At 64.2% G+C, this 24,020-nt stretch carries 20 protein-coding genes; 8 read left to right on the forward strand and 12 right to left on the reverse strand.

Annotated features, from left to right (window positions below):
- Positions 1–127: 127 nt before the first annotated feature.
- Both ACFZDJ_RS16655 and ACFZDJ_RS16660 read right to left on the reverse strand, forming a co-directional pair.
- Positions 128–400 (reverse strand): hypothetical protein, encoded by a 273-nt coding sequence (locus ACFZDJ_RS16655; protein WP_390932119.1) that lies wholly within the window; start codon positions 398–400, stop codon positions 128–130.
- A 520-nt stretch (positions 401–920) separates the two neighbouring features.
- Complete coding sequence (locus tag ACFZDJ_RS16660) at positions 921–1,931, reverse strand: DUF6215 domain-containing protein (RefSeq protein WP_391059687.1); 1,011 nt, start codon at positions 1,929–1,931, stop codon at positions 921–923.
- 776 nt (positions 1,932–2,707) lie between these two features.
- Here ACFZDJ_RS16660 and ACFZDJ_RS16665 point away from each other — a divergent pair.
- Positions 2,708–3,934 carry a DNA sulfur modification protein DndB gene (locus tag ACFZDJ_RS16665; protein ID WP_391059690.1) on the forward strand — a complete coding sequence of 409 codons (1,227 nt, stop codon included), beginning with the start codon at positions 2,708–2,710 and terminating at the stop codon, positions 3,932–3,934.
- Positions 3,935–4,276: 342 nt separating this feature from the next.
- Here the strand turns inward: ACFZDJ_RS16665 and ACFZDJ_RS16670 are convergent, their stop codons facing one another.
- Positions 4,277–6,556: an NACHT domain-containing protein gene (locus tag ACFZDJ_RS16670; RefSeq protein WP_391059693.1), complete on the reverse strand. Its 2,280-nt coding sequence runs from the start codon at positions 6,554–6,556 to the stop codon at positions 4,277–4,279.
- 499 nt (positions 6,557–7,055) lie between these two features.
- Between ACFZDJ_RS16670 and ACFZDJ_RS16675 the strand changes: the two genes are divergently transcribed.
- Positions 7,056–7,934, forward strand: coding sequence for an IS5 family transposase (locus tag ACFZDJ_RS16675; RefSeq protein ID WP_391059840.1), 879 nt, complete (start codon positions 7,056–7,058; stop codon positions 7,932–7,934).
- A gap of 28 nt (positions 7,935–7,962) precedes the next feature.
- Positions 7,963–8,334 (forward strand): hypothetical protein, encoded by a 372-nt coding sequence (locus ACFZDJ_RS16680; protein WP_391059696.1) that lies wholly within the window; start codon positions 7,963–7,965, stop codon positions 8,332–8,334.
- A gap of 10 nt (positions 8,335–8,344) precedes the next feature.
- On the opposite strand, the gene ACFZDJ_RS16685 is transcribed toward ACFZDJ_RS16680, so the two are convergent.
- From ACFZDJ_RS16685 to ACFZDJ_RS16705, 5 genes are all read right to left on the reverse strand, one after another.
- Positions 8,345–9,580, reverse strand: coding sequence for a Shedu anti-phage system protein SduA domain-containing protein (locus tag ACFZDJ_RS16685; RefSeq protein WP_391059699.1), 1,236 nt, complete (start codon positions 9,578–9,580; stop codon positions 8,345–8,347).
- Positions 9,581–9,767: 187 nt separating this feature from the next.
- Complete coding sequence (locus ACFZDJ_RS16690; protein WP_391059702.1) at positions 9,768–10,955, reverse strand: DNA (cytosine-5-)-methyltransferase; 1,188 nt, start codon at positions 10,953–10,955, stop codon at positions 9,768–9,770.
- 352 nt (positions 10,956–11,307) lie between these two features.
- The gene (locus ACFZDJ_RS16695) at positions 11,308–11,958 is read right to left on the reverse strand and encodes a phospholipase D-like domain-containing protein (RefSeq protein WP_391059842.1); all 651 of its coding nucleotides are present in this window, start codon (positions 11,956–11,958) and stop codon (positions 11,308–11,310) included.
- An 88-nt stretch (positions 11,959–12,046) separates the two neighbouring features.
- Positions 12,047–13,747 (reverse strand): hypothetical protein, encoded by a 1,701-nt coding sequence (locus tag ACFZDJ_RS16700; RefSeq protein WP_391059705.1) that lies wholly within the window; start codon positions 13,745–13,747, stop codon positions 12,047–12,049.
- Positions 13,744–16,845, reverse strand: coding sequence for a helicase-related protein (locus ACFZDJ_RS16705; RefSeq protein WP_391059708.1), 3,102 nt, complete (start codon positions 16,843–16,845; stop codon positions 13,744–13,746). The genes ACFZDJ_RS16700 and ACFZDJ_RS16705 overlap by 4 nt, the downstream gene beginning before the upstream one ends.
- Positions 16,846–18,393: 1,548 nt before the next feature.
- Between ACFZDJ_RS16705 and ACFZDJ_RS16710 the strand changes: the two genes are divergently transcribed.
- Positions 18,394–18,972 (forward strand): HD domain-containing protein, encoded by a 579-nt coding sequence (locus ACFZDJ_RS16710; protein ID WP_391059711.1) that lies wholly within the window; start codon positions 18,394–18,396, stop codon positions 18,970–18,972.
- Between the two features lie 24 nt (positions 18,973–18,996).
- Here ACFZDJ_RS16710 and ACFZDJ_RS16715 read toward each other — a convergent pair whose 3' ends face one another.
- From ACFZDJ_RS16715 to ACFZDJ_RS16730, 4 genes are all read right to left on the reverse strand, one after another.
- Entirely contained in the window at positions 18,997–19,467 is a 471-nt protein-coding gene (locus ACFZDJ_RS16715; protein WP_391059713.1) for an NUDIX domain-containing protein, read from the reverse strand.
- A 318-nt stretch (positions 19,468–19,785) separates the two neighbouring features.
- Entirely contained in the window at positions 19,786–20,511 is a 726-nt protein-coding gene (locus ACFZDJ_RS16720) for a DUF4839 domain-containing protein (protein WP_391059716.1), read from the reverse strand.
- Between the two features lie 130 nt (positions 20,512–20,641).
- On the reverse strand, positions 20,642–20,938 hold the full coding sequence (locus ACFZDJ_RS16725; RefSeq protein ID WP_391059719.1) for a hypothetical protein: 297 nt from the start codon (positions 20,936–20,938) through the stop codon (positions 20,642–20,644).
- A complete protein-coding gene (locus ACFZDJ_RS16730) occupies positions 20,935–21,672 on the reverse strand; it encodes an XRE family transcriptional regulator (RefSeq protein WP_391059722.1) in 738 nt (245 codons plus the stop codon). The genes ACFZDJ_RS16725 and ACFZDJ_RS16730 overlap by 4 nt, the downstream gene beginning before the upstream one ends.
- A gap of 161 nt (positions 21,673–21,833) precedes the next feature.
- On the opposite strand from ACFZDJ_RS16730, the gene ACFZDJ_RS16735 reads away from it, so the two are divergent.
- The 4 genes from ACFZDJ_RS16735 to ACFZDJ_RS16750 all read left to right on the forward strand — a co-directional run bounded on the left by ACFZDJ_RS16735 (position 21,834) and on the right by ACFZDJ_RS16750 (position 24,016).
- A complete protein-coding gene (locus ACFZDJ_RS16735; protein WP_391059726.1) occupies positions 21,834–22,190 on the forward strand; it encodes a hypothetical protein in 357 nt (118 codons plus the stop codon).
- A gap of 2 nt (positions 22,191–22,192) precedes the next feature.
- Positions 22,193–23,530, forward strand: a complete 1,338-nt coding sequence (locus tag ACFZDJ_RS16740; protein ID WP_391059729.1) for an FtsK/SpoIIIE domain-containing protein — start codon at positions 22,193–22,195, stop codon at positions 23,528–23,530.
- Between the two features lie 82 nt (positions 23,531–23,612).
- Positions 23,613–23,819, forward strand: a complete 207-nt coding sequence (locus ACFZDJ_RS16745; protein ID WP_326842336.1) for a hypothetical protein — start codon at positions 23,613–23,615, stop codon at positions 23,817–23,819.
- Between the two features lie 2 nt (positions 23,820–23,821).
- On the forward strand, positions 23,822–24,016 hold the full coding sequence (locus tag ACFZDJ_RS16750; RefSeq protein WP_391059732.1) for a hypothetical protein: 195 nt from the start codon (positions 23,822–23,824) through the stop codon (positions 24,014–24,016).
- Positions 24,017–24,020 lie beyond the last annotated feature (4 nt).

The following is a 24,020-nucleotide window of genomic DNA, read 5'->3' on the forward strand; positions in this document are numbered from 1 at the left end:
CGGGAGAGTGCCCCGAAAGTGCCTGCCGCGGTGCGGCGAGCGGAACGGCGGCCGGTCCTGCGGCGGACTGGCAACGAAGACCTACCTCGCCCGCGACGCCCGCGGTGGCGTATGCCGGCAGCGGCCGTCACGGGGGGTTGGCCGCCAATCGGCAGGCACCGTTCGCGGCGCCGCCCGGCGTGCCGACCTGGGTCAGGTCGCTCACACAAGCCCGCAGGTCACCGTGCACACCTTGGGTGCACGCCAGTCTGACGGCGTCTGAGACTTCGACGCCTGCTTGTTTGACCATGTTCGTGCAGGCCGGGATGTCCGCGTGGGCGGCGGGGGCGGCGAGGGCCACGCCGCCGAGTGTGAGGGTCAAACCGGTGAGGACACCGGTGATACGGGCCGCCGTGTGCATGGGAGGCACCTGCTCTCCGGGGCTGGTCGGGGATTGGCGGATTCAAGGCGCCGAGCAGCGCAGCGGACGCGCCCGGCGTACGACCGTGGCCTCGGGCCCCCACCCGTCGGCTCGGCAGGACTGCCCCTCCTCTGTTCGACGCTAGAACAATCCGCCGCCGGGCGCACTGCGGCCCGACGGCGGGACACTCCTGACCGACACGGCGGGACACTCCTGACCGACTCGTTCCGCTCGCCCGGGCGGTCCCACCGGTGCGAGGCAAGCGCGCCGGCCCAGGCGCCGCCCCGACGCTGCGCCCGGCGCCCGCGGGTACGACCACGACCAGTACCGCCGTCTCGCCTTCGTCCCTCGACGCGAGGCCGTTGGCTGGGCGCCCCGACGACCTGCGGCACGCGTGTACTACGCGGTGGCTGAACGCCGGGGTTGCGATCGCCGAGGTCGCCCACCGGGTGGGTAGCTCGCCGGAAGTGATCCATCGTCGATACCACGGTTGCGTCGATGGTCACGAGGAAGCGGCGTCTCATCGGACAGGTCGTTCGGGGATCCTCGGAAGAACCTTCTCGGCGATGTTGAGGAGAACGCTGTCGTTCGGGAGGGCTCCGGACGTGCTCCACACGGTGATGTCGCAGTAGCCGCCTCGGTCATTACGGTCCAGGGCCACGGACAGCGTCCTGGCCAGGGGGCCTTGTTCGACCGGCCCGCCGGATCCGCCACTCCCGAGATTGATCTCGAGCTTCATGGTGTGATCCGAGGAGAGGACCGCGGGCCGACCGAGAACCGTAAGCGTCTTGATGTCCTTCTCGTCCCCGAACTTCATCAGCTTCACGTACTGGTCGATCGACAGCTCGTTGTAAGTGGCCGAGACATTCACGGTGTACGTGTCGAACGCGACCTCGGCCTCCGGTTGGGCGACCTTCCCATCGGTCAGAGGAGCGGTGTTGTTGGTGCTGGAAGCAGTGGTCGCGGTCTCTTCAGGCGTCCCAAGGAACTTGGCCAGGTCCGGCCGGTTGAGCGCCTTGCACAGCTCCTCACCGGTCACAGGCCGGGGCGTGTCCTTGTAGACCTTCGGAAGCTCCTCGTGCGCCCCGTCCGAACACGAGGCGGGCTGCGGGGCGTTGTCGTCGGACGGCATGAAGCGTGGGGCCACCCACAGCGCGGCCGCCAGTGCCCCGAACACGGCCACGGCCGCGAAGGCCTGGCCCCATGCGTTGTGCTCCTCCTTCTTCTTCGGAGTGCCCGGGCCGGGGCGCGGCCCGGTTCCGGGCTGGGGCTGGGGCGGGGCGGCAGCATCGACGGCCGCCTCGTTGGCGGGGGTTGTCGGGCTCGGGTTCCGGCGTGCGCGCAGGGCCCGGATCACCGCGTGGACGCGTATCGCGGTGAACACGAGGAACACCACGCCGAGACCGGCCGCGACCCGATCGTGATCGCGGACGGCGAGATACATGATGCGTACGCCGAGAACAGACCCGACCGCGATGAGCAGGGGCTCGCGGACCCAGAACGGCAGGAGACGGAGGAGGAAACCGAGCATCCGGCGATCTCATCAGGACAAGATCACATTCGCCATGATGGAAGCCACAGTTCCGGGCACGTTCAGGCTCTGCCGAAGCAAGAGACGCCAAGCCGACGCTCCCGAGATCGGCCATCGGGACGACAGCGGGCGCAAGGGCTGAGCCAAAGCTGCCTGTTCTGTACCACTCCACTGCCCTGAGCTCGGACACCCACGGCACGCCCGTGCCCCGCCGTCCGCTACCGGCCTTCAGGTTTCCTGAAACCCACTCGCTGCTCGCTCGCGATCAGTGCGTAACAATGACAAAGAGCCGGACCCAGGAGGACTGGGTCCGGCTCTCAATGTCTGGCACTTTGGCTGGTCAGCGGGTTGATCGCGCTGGTCCGGCTTCGGTGCCCCCGGCAGGATTCAAACCTGCGCACACGGCTCCGGAGGGCGCGTGGGTCTCACGCGCTTCAGCAGGTCGGGGCCCTGCGGCCGCCGCACAGCGTCGAGCTGGTCCACGCACAGTCCACACAGCCAGACACGCAAGCGTGACCGTCATGACCTGAGCTGATCAAGGCGCGCTTCTTCGGGGTCTCCGTTGCTTCCGCGGACAGCTGGATTGACCGAAGAAGGCAAACCGCGGTTGCATCTGCAGGGGACTTGGCTATGTAACACGCGAAAATTGTCAACTGCGGCATAGATTATGGATGGTCTGGGCCACCTCAGTTGACTTCCTGATGGCGTGTTCGGTAGCGTCCTCGATCATGACGGTGCGTCAAAGTGGCGCCCGTGAAGGGGGAGGAACCTTGAGCATGTCCACGTCCTTGAAGCCGGTGACCACTGGCCTGCCCGCCGACCTCCGGGAGATCCGCAAGGGGGTCATGGCGAACGGCGTTATCGACTGCGAGAACCTGCTGGCCATCGTCAACGACCCCCAGGAGGTCGAAGACGCCACCAAGCGCGCTCAGAAGGCCGGACAGCCGATCGGCGAGTACGCCCGCACGCGCGCTGAGATCCAGCGGCTCTTGGGCACTGCGGGCAGTAAGAAGGCTAAGAACGTCGGCGAGTACGCCGACTACATTGCGGCCGGCCTGCGAGGGGACTACGACGACGCTTGGTCGCTGCCGCAGATCACCCTGTGGTCGCCGCGCCCGCTGGTCCTCGCTGAGGACGGCTCGTCGGCCCTGCCGATCAAGGACGGCCTCTTCGCTCTCGACAGCGAGACTCAGGTCACCGCCTGGCACCGGATCAAGAAGAACCCGGCTGCGTACGGCCTGGAGGACTGCGACTTCGGAGCGATCCCGCTGTCGTTCGAGATCTTCCACGGCATCAGCGTCATGGCGGCCCGCCAGATCTTCCACGACCGTAACCTGAAGGGCGTTCCGGTCGACAAGTCCTTGGCCATGTCCATGGATGGCCGCGACTTCGGCACCACCGTGACGCGCAAGCTGATGGAGTCGCTGCAGGTGCCGGCTGGCGAGACCACGGTTCCGCTGTCCAGCCTGATCCTCACCGGCAAGCGCCAGGTGTCGGACAAGGCCCCGGAGTGGATGACGATGTCGGTCCTGCGGACCCTCGTCGCCACGGCCATGCTCGGTAAGGCTGGTATCCACGCTGCGTCGACCGGCATCGAGCATGAGGACATCCCCGCCAACGAGAGCGGCGACCGACCGGACAAGGCGGTCGTCCAGCGCGAGGTTATGGAGACGGTGGGCGCGTTCCTCCAGGAGAACGCCGCGCTCTTCCACGCCAAGACTGCCGTCACCGCCCCCGCCGTCGTGGCCGGCCTCGGCGCGACCATGAACCGCACCATGTCCTGGAGCGCCGACCCCATGCCCGAGGGCGTCACCCTGGAGCGCATGTTGGAAGGCATCGAGTGGGAGCGCGAGGCGAAGTACTGGAGCGGCATCGCGGCCAAGGTGACCGACCGGGGCGCCGTCTCCTGGGCCGGCGGTGCCCGTGACTCCGGACACAAGGTCTACGACGCGCTGAACCACCCGGAGAGCGACACGGGTAAGCAGATCCGCGGACGGTTCTAGCCGTAGCAACCGGCCTCTGACCAGCAAGTTTGGTCAGGGGCCGATTTGGTTTGGGCCTGCAGTTCGTTGCCGTGCTTTGCCTTGGTCCCCCTCGTTCTGGCACGGCTCGGCGACCTTGGTCACGCTATACGTGGGCAGAGGCATGCTCAGTACCCGAAGAAGTGAAGGAATGGCTCTACTGCTTGTGATGGTGCAATCGATCAACGCTGCGACTTAGTTGTCGACGGGTGTCAGCGTTGGGCGCCGTTAATAAGCGCCCTCAAGTGGACATGCAGACGCTTTGGTTGAGGCTGAAACACCCGAGTGTTGCAGCCTCTCGCCAGGCAGGTTCTTCCTGTTGTTCTAGTCGAGGATGCTGTCGGTGCTTGATTGAGGAGCTTGGAGGATCCGCCGGACTCTGCTCGCCATGCCCCGGACGGGGAGGTAAATCCGCGTGCCGCTGGACCGGGCAGAGGTGATGAGCCCAGCGCTGGCGAGTCTTTGAACCGCCTCCGGAACCAGCTCGCGGTGCTTAGCATCAAGGCCACGGAAGAGAGCGGACTCTTTGCGGCCCGTTCCACGCTGGGCGTAGATCTTCTTCAATATTGTGAGCAACACCTTGTTCATCGGTGTCGTCTTCAGAGCAAGGATGCCCTTGGCCGTCGACATCTGAGCATCAAACTGGGCCACTTCGCACTCTACGAAGCGATCCTCCTGGAGCGCCGACCACCCGGCTACTCCTGTCATCTCTCCAATGAGGCAGTTCTGAAAGTACGGGAGTGTGTAGCCGCTATGGTCAGTGAGGTCCAGTTCCTGGATCACACAATCATGGAAGCTCAGCCAGTCGTAGCTCTTGGCATCGGCGGTCAGCGCGAGGCTTCGAAGTTCGATCTCGTGCAGGGAAATCGATGTGCGAGGCTCATCCTCGGGCCAGAGACGCGAGGAAACCCGGACGATATCCGCGATGACAGCGTTCGAGACTCCCCGGCGTTGGAAAGCCGCGGCGGATGAGTAGGAACCTCCCGGACTGGCGGCAGCTTCCCCCTCAAGCAGCACGGCGGCAACGTCGATGCCTACTTCGTCCAGGCAGGCGACGCTGCCCGTAAGCTCCAACAGCGGGTTCTCTGCGTTCGGATCGAGGACGCATGCCACGACATCGCCAGCTCGGGCAGCATCTGCGAGAGAGACGTCGACGAAGCGTCGTGAACCGTCGACGCTGTCCATGGCCCCGAGGCCAGGGAGCCGTTGCAAGAGTTGGTACGAGCCCTCGTCTGGGGCGTAACCGCATACCGACTGGAAGACGGATGTTAGCTCGTCTTGTGAGATCGGGCCTAGACCGTCGCTTGAGCGTCGTGCCTGCGTAGCGAGCCGCTCCAGTACCTTCCGGACGGTGAACCCATCAACGCCCACCTCCATGCTGGCCTCCCGCTCGGCGATGCGGTCCAGCATCAAATGCCAGCCTTCACCCGCTGAGCGGCCGAACGTCCCCTCGATAGACCCGTGGAACTCGCTCGATGAACCCAGGTAACTCAGGAGGAGCGGACGAGAGGGAAGCCAGTCCGGGAGCGCATCATGCCATCCGTAGGCCTTAAGGATCTTCTTCGCCTGCTCCTCCGTCGGTTCGCCCGCCATCAGGAAGAGGCAACTGATGCGGGCGCCAAGCGCAGTACGCATCTCGCGCTCGCTGTCGAAGAAATGGGCTCGCCCCGCGAGGACGACGGACGTCGAGGCACGTGACTCGTCGCAGAACCGGCGCACGAGTTCCACAGACCGGCGACGGATGTCCCGCATCGCCGACGTTTTCCCGATCCATCCGGGCGTAGCGATCTCGTCGAAGCCGTCGAGAATGAGCGTTACGTCACCCGACCGCCAAGCACGGACCAATTGAGACGGCACGGGAAACCCGATGGCGCGGGCGTGGCGCTCCAGGGCCTCAACGGGCAGGATCTGGCCTTGGTGATCGCGCAAGTTGAGGAGGATAGGGAAGGGCCGAAACGGGTCTCGGCGGTGGGCCTTTGCCAAACGCTGATACAGCTCGCGCAGGAACATGCTCTTGCCGGCGCCGTAGTCCCCGTACAGGAGGACGGACCTGCCGTCTCCCACGTGCTGGGCCACGCGATCCATCGAGAACTGTTCGTTGGTTCCGCTCTCCACCGGGTCGACTGATACGTAGGGCTTAAGGTTGCTGTAGTCACCGCTGCTCGGCTCGCGCGCGCTGCCAAAAGGGTAGGACGCACGCAACTCCAAGTACCGCAAGGAGTCGACGAGCTGTCCGCGAAGCTGCGCGAAGCTACACGCGACGAGAGGCGGTCCGAAACCCTTGATGACTGCCCGCTGGTCGGCGCTGGGTTCGTCGCGCGTGACAAAGAACCCTTTGATCGACTTGAACGGGTGCTGGCGGGCCATAGCCAGACAGGCCTCATGGAGCTTCTTGCCATCTTTCGCCGACTTGTCCTTACGGCGGGAGACTGTGCACTCAACGATGGTGACTGAGTCCGGCCCTACGAAGACTCCGTCACGTTCAGCAGTGCCGATGTACGTGGAGCCCTGGAACTCGTTCTCCGGCGCGAAGAGCGCGCGGGATATGCGCAGAACCTCGGCCTCGAACTCCGACTCTTCCTGCTGCTTCTCGTCCGCTGCCACGAAGGCCCCCTCCGGCTCGTGTGTCTCGCGTCACATCATATGTGCAGAATCGAGCCCCGATCAGTCAGTTCGTGGCCAGGACGTGGGCAGCTGGGCGCCGCAACTCTTGAGTCCCGGTCGGCCTACGAGCTCGCGGGGCTACGGGACGCCAGGGAGTTACAAGGAAGGAAGAACAGTTCAGGCCGCGTGGAGAGGACGCTCGCGCAAAATAAACAACAAGTGCAGCGAAACACCTGAAGGTAGACCGCCGTGGTGATGCCGTTCGGCCCATGGCTCGTGTCGACCGATGCCCTGCCCTCGAACAGGTGTTTCCGGAGGGCCCTTATCTCGTGGGCGTTACTGCTGGTCAGTAGGGCTTGCGGAAGCCCCGCGCGCGCTCAGTCCACAGATAGTCCACGAGGCGAAGCCCGTGTTTCGACTGCTACAGCTGCCTGGCCGGTCACCCGTCGGAGTTGGCCATGCGGCGCCCCGCTGCAGTATCTGAGACCGCGTTTGAGATCTGCCGTGTCCCGTGGCGGAGGTGGTCGTTGAGCCTGCCGTGACCGGTGCTGGGGGGTATCCGTCGGACCTGACCGATGAGCAGTGGGCGCTGGTGGAGCCGCTGTTCCCGCCACCGCGAACGGGGCCGAAGGGCGGCCGACGGGAGAAGCACCCACGTCGCCGGATCGTTGATGCGATCTTCTATGTGGTGCGGACCGGCTGCGCCTGGCGGCAGCTGCCGCGCGACTTCCCGCCCTGGCAGACCGTGTACTGGTACTTCGTGCGCTGGCACGACGAAGGCACCGTCATCCGCGTCCATGACGCCCTACGGGACCAGGTCCGCCGGGCCGCGGGGCGGTGCGAGGAACCGAGCGCCGGCCTGATCGACTCGCAGTCGGTCCGCACCGCCGACACTGTCTCGGCGGCAACGCGGGGCTTCGACGCGGGCAAGAAGGTCAAGGGACGCAAGCGGTTCCTGGTCACCGACACCCTCGGTCTGCTGCTGGCAGTTCACGTCATGGCCGCAAGTGTCCAGGACCGCGACGGAGCCAAGCGCCCGCTGCTGTGGGCGCGTCTGGACCATCCGTCCGTGCGGAAGGTCTGGGCGGACCAGGGCTTCGCCGGACGCCTGGTCGACTGGATGGCCCAGATCCTTGGCCGCGAGCTGGAGATCGTCCGCAAGGACCTCGGGCAGCGTGGCTTCCAGGTCCAGCCCAAGCGGTGGGCGATCGAGCGGACCTTTTCCTGGCTGACCGCCCACCGCCGGCTGGCCCGCGACTATGAGCACCATCCCGCCCATGCCGAGACCATGATCGGCGTTATGGTGCGCCGGCTCGCCCGCGGCCGCCCGGCCACGCGTCCAGGGCCCCGCCCCGTGCATCGCACCACTGGGGCGTAGACCCGGACCCGTAGGCGATGATCGCCGTATGGAGCGTGTTGTAGACCTCGACGAAGCCGTTGCTGCCGTTGCGGACCGTCGGCCTGCATGGCTGGCCGCAGGGCTAGTTGCCGAGCCCGTAACCTGGCGCGACGAGGCGGACGCGTGGCCCCAGCAGCTGAAGACAGATCGCTCCCGAGTCAACGACCCGGACTCAGTCGGCATTCATCTGCGCGGCCCGGACGAGGCCGAACTCCTTGTTGTTCTCTATCGTGGCGGGTGGGCCGACGTTGACTACATCGCTGATACCGACGACGCCGGTGTGATCCCTGCCCCGACGGTGGACTCCGCTCAGGCGTTCGCGTCCCTACTCGACGCATGCATCACTCGCGTCTTCGGCATCAGCTACGACGTCGGATAAAGAGCAGATCTCAAACGCGGTCTGAAGCTTGAAGCCAAGCCTCGACCTCGAACGTCAGCGAGCGCTCAGCACTGTCGAGGAGATCGGCGTATGTCATTACATTCACCCTTGAGAGGTGAGAATTGTATGCCCGAAAAGCCTGATCGATTTGTGACCGAGTGATCCCTCGGTCATTCAAATGGTGCGGGTGTCCGATGACGACAGTCGCATGGATGCGGCGCAGATCTATGTCCAAGTTGATTTCTTCGCGCAGCTCGGTTTGAACTACTGCACGCTGATCGTCGATTGTGCGGAGGTAATTGATTGTTTGACTTACGGCTCTATGCACCTCGTTGCCGACAATGAAGTGTTTCCTTTGATCCGTGACAAGACTCTCAATGAATGGCCCTTTGAGTTCCACAATATGAACGGACCCGTCGGCGCAAAGCAGAGGGATGTCGAACTCATCCAGCAAGGTGAACCTTCGTCGCGGGAGGACGCGAACGTACTTTCCTCCGAAGAGCCAGTATTTGTTGCTGATCGCTGCTTGGAGAGTGGTTTCGGTGGTTCTGGGAGTGAGCGCTAGACGCTTTAGTTCCGCAACCTCCTCCCGGCGTTTGGAGAGAACTGCAATTTCTGCAGCAGAAAGCCCTACCCGAGTACCAGTGAGTGCCGCCATGAGATCATCGACTTCACCACGCTCAATGACCGCTTGGGCAAACTCGGTTGGACTAATTCCTGCTTCGTCCATCGCGGAGAGCATAGACACGACTTTAGCTGGGAGTGCAGACGATGGCAGCGTCAACGACTCGGAAACTTCCAATTCTGTCAAGTGGAAGGTGGTGAAAAAATCTGCTAGAAGCTTCAGCGAGTCGATCGACTTCCGGTCGCCCTTGGCTACAAAAGCTGCACCAATGCTCCAGCGCTCCACGCCGTTGCTGATCTTCTGTTGAAGCAGAATTAAAGGGCGCCCGTCAGACAGAAAGAACCTTTTGGCGGCGCTAGAAAGTTGGGGGGATAGCTCGCCGTCCAAAATTACGGCGATCAGAAAAGCGTTGCCCAGTGCAGTTTTTGATTGAGCCAGTCGAACCGAAACGTTGCTTGGTGCGCTAACTCGACTCGGATAGAACGCGTTTGGAGGTTGGCCGATGGCCGAAGCGAGTAGCTCGACGGTCTTCCTATATTTGACATGGCTAATCACAGGCGCGGGATGATTCACGCCTCTCAGCGTGGCGGAGAGCTGCTCGATCTTCTCTTCGGGAGTCATGCGCGCAGGCTACTCCTCGTGATCGGGATCCGACTGGCGATCACGCAGATCTCCGCAAACCTCCTGGTGAGGCGAGTCCGAGCTGGATGAAGCATGTGCTGGCGTGCAGGCTGCACGTCGACTCAGCATGATCTTTTAGCGCTGCAGCAGATCTGGTACTGGCTGAGTTGATTCCGCGAGTTTTATCTCAATGTGTAACGGCAACTGGATGTGTCATGTATTCGGAATGCTCCTTTAGGGCCTGCGAGAATTCCTCCGAATAGCGAAGGCGGCTCTTAAGGAGTCGGGTATGAAATCCAGTCGTGGCTCGCAAGCTCAATGGTGCAGCCTCATCGGAATCCACGACATCGAGCAAGTGTCGGTAGTCATGACTCTCCGGCCAGAGGCTGGCCGGAACTGACCATCGCTCGTCTGAATTACCCCAAGCTGCCGTTGGCCACTTCATTCCCTTGGGGAGAATTAGATTCCCGGTCTCGTCGAACTTTCCAGGATTTCGAAGGCGCCGCCCTACCCATTCTGAAACGCCCACCGTGACAGCGTTGCCGACCAGCTTCCATCGAACTCCGGGGCGTGTAACCTCTAGTGCTGCCCTTGTCCAGCCACGGGGGAAGCCTTGCAGTTCTTCGGCATCCTCAATGCGAGGGGTCACAATGGCGCGTCCGGGCCTCGCGCCGCGCACCCATATGGCAGGTGACGAGGGAATGCCAAGGCCTGAGCCACCCTTAAGCGTGGGCAGTGCATCCTTTGCCCATCCCAACCCGGTGTTGCCTTCCGTCCAATAGAAGCCGAACGCATCTTCCCTGTAGTCTTTTTCAGGTAGCTCTTTGGCCTCGTCAGCGAACAGAACCGAGCAGGGATCCCCGGTACGCGATGCGACGAAGATCACTCTATGCCGACGCTGAGGAACGCCAGTGAATCGGGAATCGACCAGGCGGTAAGCCCAGGTGTAGCCAAGTCGCTCAAACTCACTGACCAGGTACTCCATGGCCGTGCCTCGATCCAGGGCCAACATGTTGCGCACGTTCTCGATGACTACCCACCGGGGCGATGCATCTTCCAGGAGCTCAAGTAGATGCTTGACCATCCCGGAAGCCTTTCCGTGGATACCCGCGGTGCGGCCTGCTTGCGACAGATCGGTGCATGGGAAGCCCGCAGTCACTACGTCGACGTCAGGCAAGGCCTGCAGAGTCTGGATGTCGTCGTGAAGGGGCACATCCGGAAAACGGTGTTTGAGGACGGCTTGTGCGGGTTCCCACCACTCGCAGAGCAGTTCGGTCCGCATGCCTGCCGCCTGAAGACCCAATTCGACACCACCAATGCCGGCGAAAAGCCCAGCAACGGTCAGCGGTCGGGTGGCGTCGTCGAGGTTCGGCATGGTCACGATGATCCCACGTCTCTTCTGGATGCTCTGACGCATCTGCCCCTTCGCTGCAAGGCGTGGTTGCTTGAGGTAGCTGATCCATGTCTACGTGTGCGCGGCATCGCTCGCAAATGAGCCGATGTGTACTGCCACGCTCGACGGTTCGGTCGCCTCCTTGCTCCGACGGTGCATCTTGCTCAGCTGCCACCCCAACCGGAGAGGACGAACATCTACGCAGAATCGGGAGAGCCCAAAGGGGCCCTCCCGATCGAGACGGTTCGGCGCCTAACCAGGTCACGGCCTATGGCGATCTGCTGGTGGCTGTCCTAGACCCCTTGTCCGAGCCGAAAGGGGTCTCGCCGCTCAGTCAGGAACCGCGATAGATGTCGAGGACGCGCTCAACCACAATGACGGGCTCGCCTCGAACGAGAACGCCGAGCTCAAGATTGCGACCACCAATGCCGGCACCTGTGACGTTGGCGCTGCCGATATAGGCCGCTTTGGAGTCGGAGGTGAGCACCTTGAGGTGTGCCCAGGGCGCATCCTCTCGAAGTCTCGACACTGCGAAGTTCGCTGAGCGTCCCTCGGCTGCGATGGTCGCAGTCAGGTCGTCGAGGGCGTCATCTGCACGGGTCGAACGGGTCGGGAGAAGGATCTCAAGTCGCACGCCTCGTGCCGTGGCAGCTGCGAGCGCCTCGGCCATGAACGAAAGACCGGACTGGTCGATGAAGGGGGCTGCGAGGCGGAGGGTTCGTGTCGCCTGGACGACGAGTTGGATGAGAGTTTCCCCCGTTGTTCGGCGCAGGCCCTCTGGTACGTCCGTCCTTGGCAGGGATGCTACGAGGTCCCATGGTTCGACGCGGGCTATCGACCTCCGTCCTAGCACCCAAGCCGCAGCTTCCTGGCACAGCGCGGGGATGCGCTCGTGTTCATGGGCAAACCGACTGCGCAGTACCGCGACGAGTTCCGGTTCCAGCCCGGCTCGAAGGGCCGCGGCGCGGTCCAGCCGTGGCGCCATCAGGATCCGAGTGAGGTCGCTGGCAGACGCCCTGGGGTCAGCGCAATCGACGAGCACTCCACCCACTAGTTCGGCGTGGTCCACCGCGTCACGTCCCAGGGTTGAGGAAGCCGTGAGCGCCGAAGAGTTCCGAGCGATCGAGGAACCGGTTGAACCAGCGGCAGGACGGCTCACCAAGGTGGAGACAGCCCATGCAGGCGCCACCGCCGCTCCGACAGCCAGGGTCCAATGCGCAGCGCGACTCGCCCTCGACTAGGTCAGCGAGGAAGCGGTGCAGAGAGGACTCGAAGACGGATTGGAGTCCACCGAGTACGAAATCACCTCGAGATGCCGCGTAGACGACGAAGCTGAGGTGATGCGGGACAAGGTACTCGGCAAGGCCGTCGCGCTCGATGCCAGCGAAGGAAGCGAGTCGACGGATCGCCCGGTGGGCGTATGAGTGCACTAGTCGAAGCAGGTCACCGCCGAGCGGTTGGACCCGTTCCTGCGTCGGGTATGGGAGCTCCATCGCTTGCAGCAAAGCGGTACGCGCCGCTCGGGCGTCCTTCACATCAGGTAGTGCGTGCCCCCGACTCGTGAGGTGCCGATACACGTGGAGAGGGTCTAGTCGGAAGAGCAGGGCTTCGGTGCGGGACAGCGACCCATAGGCGCGGATGCGTCCGCGTTCACGGAACGGAACCAGACGAGCGGCTCCGGGCGAGAGATCCCCTCGGGTGTACCCGAACGCCAGTGTTGCCACGGGGAAGTTTGCGAGCAGCTCAACCCCCTCAAGTTGCGCCTGGCGCATCGAGTTCCCGTACGCGCCCTCGTACAGCGTCCGCAACGGTGGGGTTGTACCCGCGACCATGTCGTTGACCCGGGTCCGGCCGCCATTGACAGCGGAAGCGAGGCTCAAGGCTTCCTCATGCACCTTGTCACGTGTGGTGTCCGGCAAAACAATCTCGGCCCCACCATGTCCGTCGATCTCGCCACGCGTAACGGCTTCCTGAGCCATACGTTGCGCGGTCTCCTCAGACAGGTTCGCGAGGCGAAGGGTCTCGACGAGCCCAGCGACCGTCTGCCTTCCTGCTGTCGGGTCGTTCGATGTCATCCCGTCGAGTACCCACTCAAGTGCACGAGCCCCTCCGCCGCCGGCACGTAGGCGTGCCGCCTCGGTGGGATCCGGCGGGTTCACGAGTACGGCGAAGTGCGGCGAGAAGACAACGGCCGCTCGATGGACGGTGAGCGACATGCCACCCTCCCCGCAGTTACAGGGCTGGAAGGGGAAGCCGCCCGGCGTCAACGGCCGCTGGCACTGGGGACAGAAGATTCGGAGCTCGCGTGCCGTCGCAGTGCCAGGAAGGCGAACAGCAACGGCTTTGTGGGCTTTACATCGAGGTAGGTACGGCTCGCCCGATGCGCCACACGTGTGGTAAGTGACGAACTGCATCTGCGCCCGAGTCGTGCCGCCGCAACGGCATCGCTCGTCACGGGATCTGGCAATACTGCCGCAGGTCTTGCAGCGCCACTGGTTCGGGAACGGCTCGACGAGGACGCCACGGTGCTTATTTAGCTCAACCACCTCGACACTGATGCGAGAGCGAAGGTCGCGTTCCAGCCCGTCGTCATTCTTGGTTGCCGACCACGGTGTAATGGCGCCAAGTAGCGCTCTCCGTACTGCGTCTTGGTCGAGAGCCATCGGCATTGGATCGAGCCATTGCGCGACCTTCCAGATGCGACCCTCCAGGTCGGCGGTCTGCCCGGGGAGAAGGCCGAACAGGATCTGCGACGCACCGCGCTCGACCTTCACGACCGGCCTCCTCGCGAGAACACAGGTGCTTGTTCCTCGACGTCCCGAAGAGACCGCATGGGTCCCCCAGTGGGGAAGAGATCACTGACCCACTCGGCATTGCTCGCCGGGTCATTGAGTGCGCGGTAAAACTCGCGCAGGTAGCGTTCAAGGTCGCAACGGAGATTCTCGTCGAGAGGCCCTTCGATGCCGAGCATCTCGATGAGCGCCTGCAATTCGTCCTGTTCAAGCACCGGCAGTTGGTTGAAGGCTCGCCGCACCGTCATCGGTTTGGTTAGCTGGCGCAAGTTCGCCGCGATCGCGGCGGGTTCGTGGATGCCGTAGACCCGCGCCTGGATGAGGCCAGCGAAGGTAAGTTCCAGGACCCGGCGACTCTTCGCTGTGATCGGAACGGGGTCGATCAGTCGGCCAGCATGTGCCACGAAGGATGGAAAGGTTCGGTACACAGCGGCGTCCCGTTCCCGCCCAATCTTATGAAGAACGATCACGAGCCCGGGATGCGTGCGGCCGACACGCGACGTTGTCTGGATGAACTCCGCAGTCGCCAACGGCAGCCCGAGCATGACCATGACGTTGAGGCGGTTCACATCGACTCCGTGAGAGAGCATCGACGAAGCTGCCACGAGGTGGAGACGATCATAGAAGTCGGTTTCGGGGGTGACGAGCCGTTCCAGATTGGTGCGGACTTCGTCTAGCGGTGTGCGCCCGGTGAGGGTCGCCGAATTGACCGTACGGTCAAGCTGGAGTTGTGTGTCGAAGGACCTGGCGACGGCTTCGACGTCCTTGAGATTGGAGCCATAGACGACGTCGACGCCATAAGCATCGATCAGGTGTGGGATTGCCGAGACGTCGATGCCCGTAGCCTTGGCAATGGCTTCGGGGTCTTCATGCGCGCTCCGGGTCACGCGCTGCAGTGACTCGGTCAGCTGGTCTGTCGCGTACTCAAGTGTGACGCCGCGCGGGGCGAGACCAGCGAAGCGGCGAGCGAGGTCATCGGTCGTACGTGACCAGATCGACCAGCCCGCCCGGGGCCCGGGGCGGGGGAAGGTGCGACCGCTACGCCGGTACAGCGCGAGTACTTGGTCGTCGTGGCCGGCGAGGGTTGCCGACGAGGCGATGACCTTCGGAGTCGATCCGTAGTGCTGCTGCAGTGCGTCGAGAACAGCCTCGTAGTGCGAGTCGACAGCGCCGAGACTGTCTCGAAGCAGGTGAAGTTCATCCTGCATGCGTACGGTCGGGGCATAGAGCGCCTCACGTTGGGCGAGAGGCCCGGTCGCGGATCGGCAGCCCGGAAAAAGGCAGCCGCCGGGGCCGGGTAAACTGCTTCGCGGCGCATAGGTGAAGCCGTGCCCTATCTCCGGGCAGCGGCCAGACGGGGGGCCGTAGAAGCCCCGCATCGCTGCCTGCATCGCGATACTCGCGGCTTTGTCGAGGGTGCCCAACACTACGGTCGGGAGCGAGCGGAAGATCTCGTCATCGACGATGCGGAACGGCAGCGGTCTTCCACCCCACTGACATTCGGGAGCCATGCATACGTGATTGAGTGTCCAATATTTTTGATCGAAACCCATGCGCAGGTGTTCTGATCCGCAGAACGGGCAGTGCAACAGAATCTGGTAGCGCTCCGGCATGGCAGGGTCATTCGGATCAGGATCTCCGGAGCGGGCGTTATTGCCGTGCGGAATTCGGTTCGGGGTACCGCCGGAACCGACCAAGAAGCCAAGTGAGAATTCCCGACCAGTAATTCCCTCGTCGTGTCGGACCAGTTCGGCGGCGGCCATAACGTCGGCAAATCGCTGGGTCTGCTGCAGGGAAAGCATTCGCAGGGGGAACCGGCCCCACGAAGTGATGCCTTCGACCTTGCCGCGAAGGCGGTCGTAGAAGGCCGTGGTCACGACGTAAAGCAGGTAAGTCTCGGTCTTGCCGCCACCAGTTGCGAACCAGAGGGTGTCAACGATCGAGCGATCACCGTCGGCAGATTCATCGACGATGGAGGTGGCGTTCGCGAGCACGAAGCCAAGCTGGAAGGCGCGCCAATCGCTGTGAGTGATCAGCGGAGAATCGGAGAACGAGCGGTTTGCGAGCATGAAACTGCGCCGCAGGTCGGCGTTGGCTTCGAGCAGTGTTAACCCGGCGCGCAGACGCTGCAGTTCCTCTTCGAATAAGTCCGCCTCGCTGGCGGCACTCTGCCGCATCCCGGCGTCCCATTCCTCGTCGGCGGCGCGACTGTCGAGCACGTGCTCGGCCCAGTGTGTGGCACCCCATCTTTCGCATGCCGTGACCAGGTCACGCAGAGACGGAAGCGGATCGGTGGCGAGTGTTGCGAAACTCAAGTCCGGTACCGGCCCGGCATCCGGGTCCCAGTAGGATGGCCTTGATTGATCGTGGGTTGCAGCGTCCTCAGTGCAGAACGTATCCGAGGCGACCTGAACTACCCCACCGTTGACCCCATAGGCGGGAACCTCCCTGCTGTAGCGGAACGAGTCAGGAAGATTGTCGAGTGTGAAGGGCCGAGTTTGACCGGCACGGACTTTGAGGCGCGCTTCGTAGACGTTGGTGTCCCAGTGCGATACTTCCTGGAGTGAAACGTTCACGAGAGTAACCACGAGCTCAGGGCCGTCCTTGCCGGCTTCCAGCTCTGCGTGGAACTCGCATGCCATGCCGTCAGCGCCAATGGCGTGAAAGGCAGCCTCGAAGTCGGCCCTACCGGCGCTCGTGGCGGCATCGCCGATGGCTGTGGGCGTTCGGAGGTCGGCTGTGACCTCGATGGGGGCGCTCTTGCGCCAGCATGGTGCGTCGGGGGCGTTACCCCCGGCGAATTCATTCCAGACGACGAGTCGGGCGTGACAGCTTACCGGTCGTCCGTCGAGCACTTCGGGACGAAGCCGCATGCCGACTTCGCAGGGCTCAAGTCGCTCGCTCCGCTCACCGAGCCGACTATTTTGCACGACGACCTCGGGTGCGAGTCTCCCGAGCCAGAGCCGACCATTGGGTGCCACAGGCAGGACCGTCATGTTGTCGCCACGAGCTTCGGCAACGACTCCATCAAGCATCCATGCGATGAAGCGGGTTGCGTCGGCATCGGCGAAGTGAGGCATTGGTCCTCCAAGGTTCCGAGCAGTGTGACGGGGGCGGGCCGCGCAGCCGGCGTTACCTCAAGGACCGCGGCTTTGCTTCCTGCAGGTCGGTGATCATGAGCCGCCGTCCTTGTTACTCATAGAGTTAGGCGCGGGTGGAGGGAGCCACGGCATGTTGTCAATCACTCGCGGACCGGCCTCACATACCAGGGAGCTGTCGTCGTTGCAACCAAACATCACACATCATCAGGACGGCCTCATTCCTGATCTGCCCGCGCAGTTGGACTGACCCGCGATGCAGAAACCCTTGTCGATCTGCGATTTGCCCTCTGCCCCTCGACGTAGCGTCGAACTGAAGCGTATCGCTGCAGCGATCAAGGCATGAGCTAGATCCGCTGAATTGTCCCGTGCAAATCGAGAGTTGGAGGTGGCCTGCCTGTGGTGGGGTAGAAATTGAGGGGAGCGTGAGGCGGCTGGACGGTGCTGCGGCGCCGTACCTTCCTCGCAAGTGCAAAATCCTGAGATCAGCTTCTGTGGCAGCCTGCTCCTGCATCCACCACTTGCCCCGGCTGCCATCCCGTCTGCCGTCGACCCACACACCGTGGAGCGGGCGTGGTTCATGGCGTCCAGGTGGAGCGCGCCACTGTACGAACGACCTGGACGCCATGGGCCGCGTCTGCTCGGCTCTGCCTGGGTCGACGGCAGACGGGATGGCAGCACCCCGCACACGCCACTACGGACCCGCAGCCAGGAACGGCGCCCCCTCCATCCCGGTGCCGGCCGATCCCCCGCCGGAGGCATCGTCTTGACCGTGGCCGCGATGGGCGGGTGCTCGCCACATGGTTCTGGGCCTATCCATGTGTGCGCGGGCGTCGGCGCAGTTGGGGCGGAGCGGGCCGACGACGGCAGCAGGGCCGGGAAACCCGCCCGGCGAAGCGGCGCGCAGCCGCATGCTTGATTCTAGTTCAGCCGGTGGCCTGGTGCGGGATCAGCGGGCCGCATGTACGCCGCGCATCTGGCAGCGCCGGCCCGCATGCCACCGCCATCACGATCCGGCCTCTTTCGGTGACACAAAGCGTCTTTGACCTGCACCGTTGGGGATCACAGCTCGTCCCCGTGCCCGTGTTGGAATGTGGCCGCTGTGTGCGGCGACGGGCGGGCGGCGACGTGCGGCCGGTGGCGGAGACATTGAGGCGGCGCGGCGGCGACCGGCCGGCGCCGCCGCGCTTGGTGCGGCCCTCGGTTGATCCGACCTACTTGTGTAGGCAACCGGGTGGAAGGGGCGCGGCGTGGCCCCGGAAGTGGGGCGTTGAGGTCTGGCCGGAGTTGCGTCTTTCCCCTCCTGAGGCCGGATCGTGGTGGCGGTGGCATGCGGGCCGTATGCGGCCGCTGATGCGCTTGGGCGGAGTCTGCGGCGGTCGGGTTGGCGGTGATCGCTGAGCGCCGTTGACCGCCGTCCGAGCGAGCGCAGCGAGCCTTGATGAGGTAGGGAAAGTTTGGCCGCGCCATGATCGGAGATGCTGGCGTGAGGCTGTCTGTGAGTGCGCTCGATCAGCTACCGTGCGATTCATGTCATCAGCATTGGACACGCCTGAGGGAGCGGCTGAGCTGGCCGAGTCGTTGTTGCCGCCGCTCGGGAACCGCTGGCTGCACACTCAGGCCGTGGCGGAACGAGCCCGACAGGCCGCGCTGGCTGTGCCGGAGGGGGAGCGGGATCTCCTCGTGGCAGCTGCCTGGTTGCATGACATCGGCTATGCCCCAGAGCTGCGCGAGACGGGGTTTCACCCTCTCGACGGCGCTCGCTACTTGGAATCGTTGGGCGCTCCTGCTCGAGTCGTGAGGCTGGTCGCTCACCATTCTGGTGCGGTGTACGAGGCCGAACAGCGGGGGCTGTCAGGTGAGTTGGCTGAGTATCAGCGAGAGGATTCACCGCTGCTCGACGCGCTGATCTACGCCGACATGACGACCGGCCCCGCCGGCCAGTCCTTCGACTTCAACCGGCGGATCGACGAGATCTTGGTCCGGTATGAGCCGGGCAGCGAAGTGCACACCGCGATCAGTAAGGCGAAGCCTTACCTCGGAGCCGCTGTCGCGCGGACGCGGGCACGTCTGGCGAACAGATCAGATCAAGGCGTGAACGGCTCGTAGGTCACTGGCATTGCCGGGAACCTTCTACCCGACATAGGGCTTGGGCTGGCTGGCCAAGCCGTGGTCGATCCGCATGCGCATGGACGGATGGATGTTCAGATCATCCAGCCTTCCGGGGCGGACGAAGGCAACCTCCTTGCTCTCGCTGCTCGTTCGAAGCTCTCCGCCAACGATGCGGGCCGCGAAACAGATCGAGAACTGCTGCCGGACCTCGCCGTCGTCGTACGCCATGACGTGTGCCGGGTTCGTGTAGAGGCCGATCAACCCGGTTACCTCGACGTCGAAGCCGGTCTCCTCTTTGGTTTCCCGCACCGCGGCATCGGGGGCTGACTCCCCAACGTCGACTCCGCCGCCGGGAAGCGCCCACAGGTTGTTGTCTGTCTTGTGGATGAGTAGGACTTCACCGGCATCGTTGAGCGCTACAGCGGTCACCGACGGGACGATGCTGTTCGCCTTCGGGGCGTTGGGATCATTGAAGTAGTCGATGCGGGCCATGCATCCAGCCTCGCACGTGTCCTCCGCCGTGGGCAGGATCAAATGTGCTGCCACCTAGATCCTGTCCTGTGGGTCATGTGGATGTCGGTCGAGGGCTCGTTGTGTTGGCGCAGGGCGGGATGAGCTGACCAGTGCCGCTGGAGCCCCATCTGTCTTCGCCAGGGCATCGTGGCGGCTGGTGGAACGATCACCGCACGACAATCAACCGGTGAGCCGGGGCCACGAACTGCTCATCGCATGTCGGGCCACTGAGCCCTCCTGACGACGGCCTGATTGGTCGGGCATGCTGGTCCGTGATGACACGGCTGCCCGTCTGGACTACCGAACTTCCGTCGAGACCGGGTCGAGGAAAAAGAGGCACTGGTCCGCTTTGAACTCGCCCACCTCGGCGACGAAGCGGAACTTGTCGCCTGCGCTGACGGTGGCGGGGATCTTCTTGCCGGTCAGTTTCAATCCAAGGATGTTGACGTCCTCGTACTTGAAGGCCGGGCCCACCGTCGTGTTCGGACCCTTGTCGCCTGGGCCCAGGAGGAAGTCGTAGCGGGTGTCGTAGTCACCGTGGGGCGCCATGCTCACGATCGAGCCGTTGAACGCGACAGTCTGGCCCGCGTGCCTGGTCGCGAAGTCCAGGTTCGCGTCGTCGCACGAGTCCGCCTTCAGCAGCGCCGCGAACTCAGGGTTGTTCTGAGGCGTGATCACCTCAGTGGCAGTCGACTCGGCCGCGGTGGGAGTCGGCGTAGCGGAAGGCTTCTCGCTCGCAGCGGCTACCGGCTTGTCTGGCTTGTTCTGCTTCTCTCCTTCGCCGCTGAGTGCGGAGGCAACGCCGATGATGATGGCCAGGATCCCTAGGGCGGCGGCCAACGCGCCGATCAGGGGCCACGGCAGCGGTTTCTTCGGCCGACGGAAGCTGAGGGTGGAGCGAAGTGTGCCCTGGGTCTGCTCCACGAGCTCCCAGCCATCCTTTTGCATCTTCGAGATCATCAAGCCGTTGGTGCCGCGCACTGCCCGCACGGTCTTGTACTCGTACTTGATCTCGTCGGCCATGCGGCTCCGCGCCCCCTAAATGGACTGTTCATACCAACTGCCCCGCGAGCATAAGGGACTCTGCGAGGCACTCGGCCTCACTGACGCTTCCCTCGACCCCGAGCTCGCGATCCGGACCAAGTAGGACTAGCTAGAGAACTCTGCCGTCCAAGACCTCGATGTCCACGATGACCGTCGCGGTCGGGTCGAGGCTGAGCCAGATCACGGCTTCGTCGTTCTCCTCCAGCTCGCATAGGTAGGGGGTGGGTGAGCCCTGTGGCCCGGTCAGAAGGTTGTGGCATGTGGGCGTGCAGGTGCAGACGCCGTGGTACCGCAGGGCTGGGACCTGATCAATCAGAACCGTGTCGTCTGGATCGAGCAGGCGCAGGATGTTCGCCGTAAGTACCGGGAACACGTCCGTGAGCAGCGGTAACTCTTCAGGAGTCATGGCGCCACGGGAGTCCCACGCTCCCACGCGTAGTCGAAACTCCGCATGTAGTGCCGGAATGTGCGGGCGCCGGGGAGGTAGCGGAAGTGCAGGACGGGATTTTGCCCTGCCGGAGCGCCGAGAACGTGAGGGTTCACCAGGATGTCGTCGTCGAATCGATAGATCGAGTTGTAGAGGATCGTGTCGTGCAGTCGGATCTCCACACCGGGTGTTGTGGCGGCCGGCTGGAGGTAGCGGCGCGTGATCCTGGCGCGTGCGGCCAAGTCGTCCCCGATGCCTTCTTCCTCACCTCGTTGATGAACCATCTCCGAGTCCGGGTCGCCAAGCAGGATGCGTAGGTGCGCTCCACGCTGAGCCTTCTCAGCCAATTGATTCGGAAGGTCAGGGTGTCCATCGAAGAGGAACAGGCCTGCGTACACGAGGATCTCGATCTGACTGGTCGCCTGCTCGATCAAGTGCGACCAGAGCGACGCGGGCACGGCGCCCCTGTGCGGGTAGTACGTGATCAGCTCGGACGCGCTCGCCGTCTCGACCTGCTTCTCGACGGTGGGCCAGAGGTAGACCTCGTCTGAGCCGAGGAAGTTTGCTGCTTTCCACCGGTGGTTGCGATGCGGAGTGCGGTCCTTCGAAATCCATCGTTCGACGCTCTTCGGGTCTATGCCGACGTGATCTGCAAGCGTCTGGATGGTCTCGCCCTTTGCGGAGATCGCCGCGCGTAAGCGCTCGTTCGCCATGACTCGCTCCCAGGAACTCTAGGACGCAGGGACGTTTTCGACGGTAGCGAGAACGTCCCCAAAGGTCCATAGGGTCGGTGCTACGTCCGCACGATTCGCAGTTCCCTGATCTCACCGACAAAAGTTTGGTTCAACTCCCCTTGAGATCAGGAGAAGAGACGATGCGTCAGATTCCTGTCGACACCTCGTCCGCCACCGCGATGGTGGCGCAGCCCCCGCAGCCCAAGGTCAAGGACCGCCGCACTGGCGAGATCGCCACCGACCAGGAATCCGGTCTCACGCTGATGACCGTGGACGTGCTGTTCGTGATGAACGGAAACGCGGAGGTCATCACGGTGACGGTGGCAGAGCCCGACATCTCCGGCGAGCTGGTCATGGGTACGCCGGTCGCCCTGACCGGTCTGGTGGCCCGGCCGTGGGAGAACGAGTTCAACGGTCAGAAGCGGCACGGGATCAGCTTCCGTGCGGTCGCCGTCACCTCGCTGGTGACCGAGGCAGCCAAGTCCAAGGCGGCCTGATCATGGGCCGGTTAGTGATCGCGCTTGCGATCGTGGTCGGGGTGGCGCTGCTGCTGAGGTGGCGTCGTCCGGCCTGGTACTGGCTGACCTTCGGCGTCGCTCTGGCTGCGCTCCGGATCCGCTTCCGCTACGCGGCCGTCATGGACGCCTGCCACCTGACCGTGCCGGCCTCGCGTCTTCGGCTGGCGCTCGCCCGGTGGTTCAACAAGCCCGTTCCGCAGCAGCGGGTGCCCCGACTGCTGTGGCTGCGGCCGACACGGACCGGCATCCGGCTGCGGATCAAGATGCGTCCCGGTCAGGACGCCTTCGAGTTCTCCGCCGCCGCTGACCGGCTGCGCCACTCCTTCGGCGTCTATCAGGTCACCTCTCGCGAGATGAAGCCGGGCGTCGTTGAGATCACGCTGACCGGCTACGACGTGCTCAAGCACGTACAGATGCCCGCCAAGACCGACCGCGGCCTGTTGAAGATCCCCGTCGCTCTCGTGGAGGACGGCTCGATCCACTACCGGGACTACCGGGAGGTGCCGCATTCGGTGACGGTCGGTGCGACGCAGTCCGGTAAGTCCGTCCTTCAGCGCACCGTGATCAAGGAGCTCGCCGCACAGCCGGTCGCGCTGGTCGGCATCGACTGCAAGAAGATCGAACTCGGACCGTTCGCACGCCGCTTCTCCGCGCTGGCTGACAATCCCGATGACGCTGCCGACCTGCTCGAAGCCCTCGTGGCCCGGATGGAGTCCATCTACGACGTGGTCCGCCGCGAACAGCGGATCAGCGCCGACACCCCGGATGCCGAGATCGCCGCGAACATCTGGGACCTGCCCGAAGCCCTACGCCCGGTCCCGGTGGTGGTCACCATCGACGAGATCGCCGAACTCGCTCTCAGCGCCAAGCGGAACGATCCGCGACGGGACCGGATCGTCACAGCCCTTATCCGCCTCGCCCAGCTCGGCCGTGCGGCGGGCATGTTCCTAGACATCTACGGGCAGCGCTTCGGGTCCGAACTCGGTGACGGGATTACCATGCTCCGCGCCCAGTTGACCGGCCGGACCGTGCACCGCGTCAACGACGAATCGACGGCCAAGATGGCCTTCGGCGACGTCTCCCCGCACGCGGTGTTCGCCGCGACCCAGATTCCCAACGCCCGCCGCGGGATGGCCGTGGTCGGCTACTCCACCGGCGACTGGACCCGTATCCGCACGCCGCACACCTCGATGCGGCAGGCCGTCGCCGCCTGCAACCGGCACGCCCACCTGGTGCCGGATCTCCCGGAGCTGGCCCGCTTCCGGCCCGGGCTTGATCTCGCGCCCGCTGAGGCTCCGGCGGTAGCTCAAGCCGCCTGATCCTTCCCGGTTCCACCGGCCGGCGCGACCGCCTCGCGCCACGTCCCTACCCGAGCCATGCCTGAAACAGGAGGACCACTCGATGTGTGAGCACTGCGAGGACTTCCACCGCACGGTGCTGATGCTCGGCTCCCTGGCCGTCTACGCCGAACTCCACGACGCCGACCAGACGTTCATCGACACCGTCGGCCCGTGCCTGGCCGCGTCCCTGCCGGAGCCGCCGCCGGGGATGTTCCCGCCCGGCTACGACCCGAACGAGGGCCCCGAGTACCCCGGCCAGGGCCGGTGACCATGGCCACCGCCAAGAAGCCCGCCGGCCGCCGCAGGACCGCCGTACCCAAGCCCGCGAAGTGCCCGGACTGCGACGGCACAGGCGAGAGCACCGAAGCCGTCCGGGTCGGCTCCCGCAAAGGCCGCGCCACCGCCGATCAGCAGGCCGGACTCTGCCTCACCTGCTGGGGCAGCGGCGAAGCCCGCACCGACTGAACCG

This window comes from Streptomyces sp. NPDC007896, from assembly GCF_042959425.1.
GTDB lineage: Bacteria > Actinomycetota > Actinomycetes > Streptomycetales > Streptomycetaceae > Streptomyces.

Excerpts from the sequence above, each read along its gene's own strand:
- ACFZDJ_RS16655 (WP_390932119.1), bottom strand. The coding sequence starts at position 400 with ATGCACACGGCGGCCCGTATCACCGGTGTCCTCACCGGTTTGACCCTC.
- ACFZDJ_RS16660 (WP_391059687.1), bottom strand. The coding sequence starts at position 1,931 with ATGCTCGGTTTCCTCCTCCGTCTCCTGCCGTTCTGGGTCCGCGAGCCC.
- ACFZDJ_RS16665 (WP_391059690.1), top strand. The coding sequence starts at position 2,708 with ATGTCCACGTCCTTGAAGCCGGTGACCACTGGCCTGCCCGCCGACCTC.
- ACFZDJ_RS16680 (WP_391059696.1), top strand. The coding sequence starts at position 7,963 with ATGGAGCGTGTTGTAGACCTCGACGAAGCCGTTGCTGCCGTTGCGGAC.
- ACFZDJ_RS16685 (WP_391059699.1), bottom strand. The coding sequence starts at position 9,580 with ATGACTCCCGAAGAGAAGATCGAGCAGCTCTCCGCCACGCTGAGAGGC.
- ACFZDJ_RS16690 (WP_391059702.1), bottom strand. The coding sequence starts at position 10,955 with ATGCCGAACCTCGACGACGCCACCCGACCGCTGACCGTTGCTGGGCTT.
- ACFZDJ_RS16695 (WP_391059842.1), bottom strand. The coding sequence starts at position 11,958 with ATGGCGCCACGGCTGGACCGCGCCGCGGCCCTTCGAGCCGGGCTGGAA.
- ACFZDJ_RS16705 (WP_391059708.1), bottom strand. The coding sequence starts at position 16,845 with ATGCCTCACTTCGCCGATGCCGACGCAACCCGCTTCATCGCATGGATG.
- ACFZDJ_RS16710 (WP_391059711.1), top strand. The coding sequence starts at position 18,394 with ATGTCATCAGCATTGGACACGCCTGAGGGAGCGGCTGAGCTGGCCGAG.
- ACFZDJ_RS16715 (WP_391059713.1), bottom strand. The coding sequence starts at position 19,467 with ATGGCCCGCATCGACTACTTCAATGATCCCAACGCCCCGAAGGCGAAC.
- ACFZDJ_RS16720 (WP_391059716.1), bottom strand. The coding sequence starts at position 20,511 with ATGGCCGACGAGATCAAGTACGAGTACAAGACCGTGCGGGCAGTGCGC.
- ACFZDJ_RS16725 (WP_391059719.1), bottom strand. The coding sequence starts at position 20,938 with ATGACTCCTGAAGAGTTACCGCTGCTCACGGACGTGTTCCCGGTACTT.
- ACFZDJ_RS16730 (WP_391059722.1), bottom strand. The coding sequence starts at position 21,672 with ATGGCGAACGAGCGCTTACGCGCGGCGATCTCCGCAAAGGGCGAGACC.
- ACFZDJ_RS16735 (WP_391059726.1), top strand. The coding sequence starts at position 21,834 with ATGCGTCAGATTCCTGTCGACACCTCGTCCGCCACCGCGATGGTGGCG.
- ACFZDJ_RS16740 (WP_391059729.1), top strand. The coding sequence starts at position 22,193 with ATGGGCCGGTTAGTGATCGCGCTTGCGATCGTGGTCGGGGTGGCGCTG.
- ACFZDJ_RS16745 (WP_326842336.1), top strand. The coding sequence starts at position 23,613 with ATGTGTGAGCACTGCGAGGACTTCCACCGCACGGTGCTGATGCTCGGC.
- ACFZDJ_RS16750 (WP_391059732.1), top strand. The coding sequence starts at position 23,822 with ATGGCCACCGCCAAGAAGCCCGCCGGCCGCCGCAGGACCGCCGTACCC.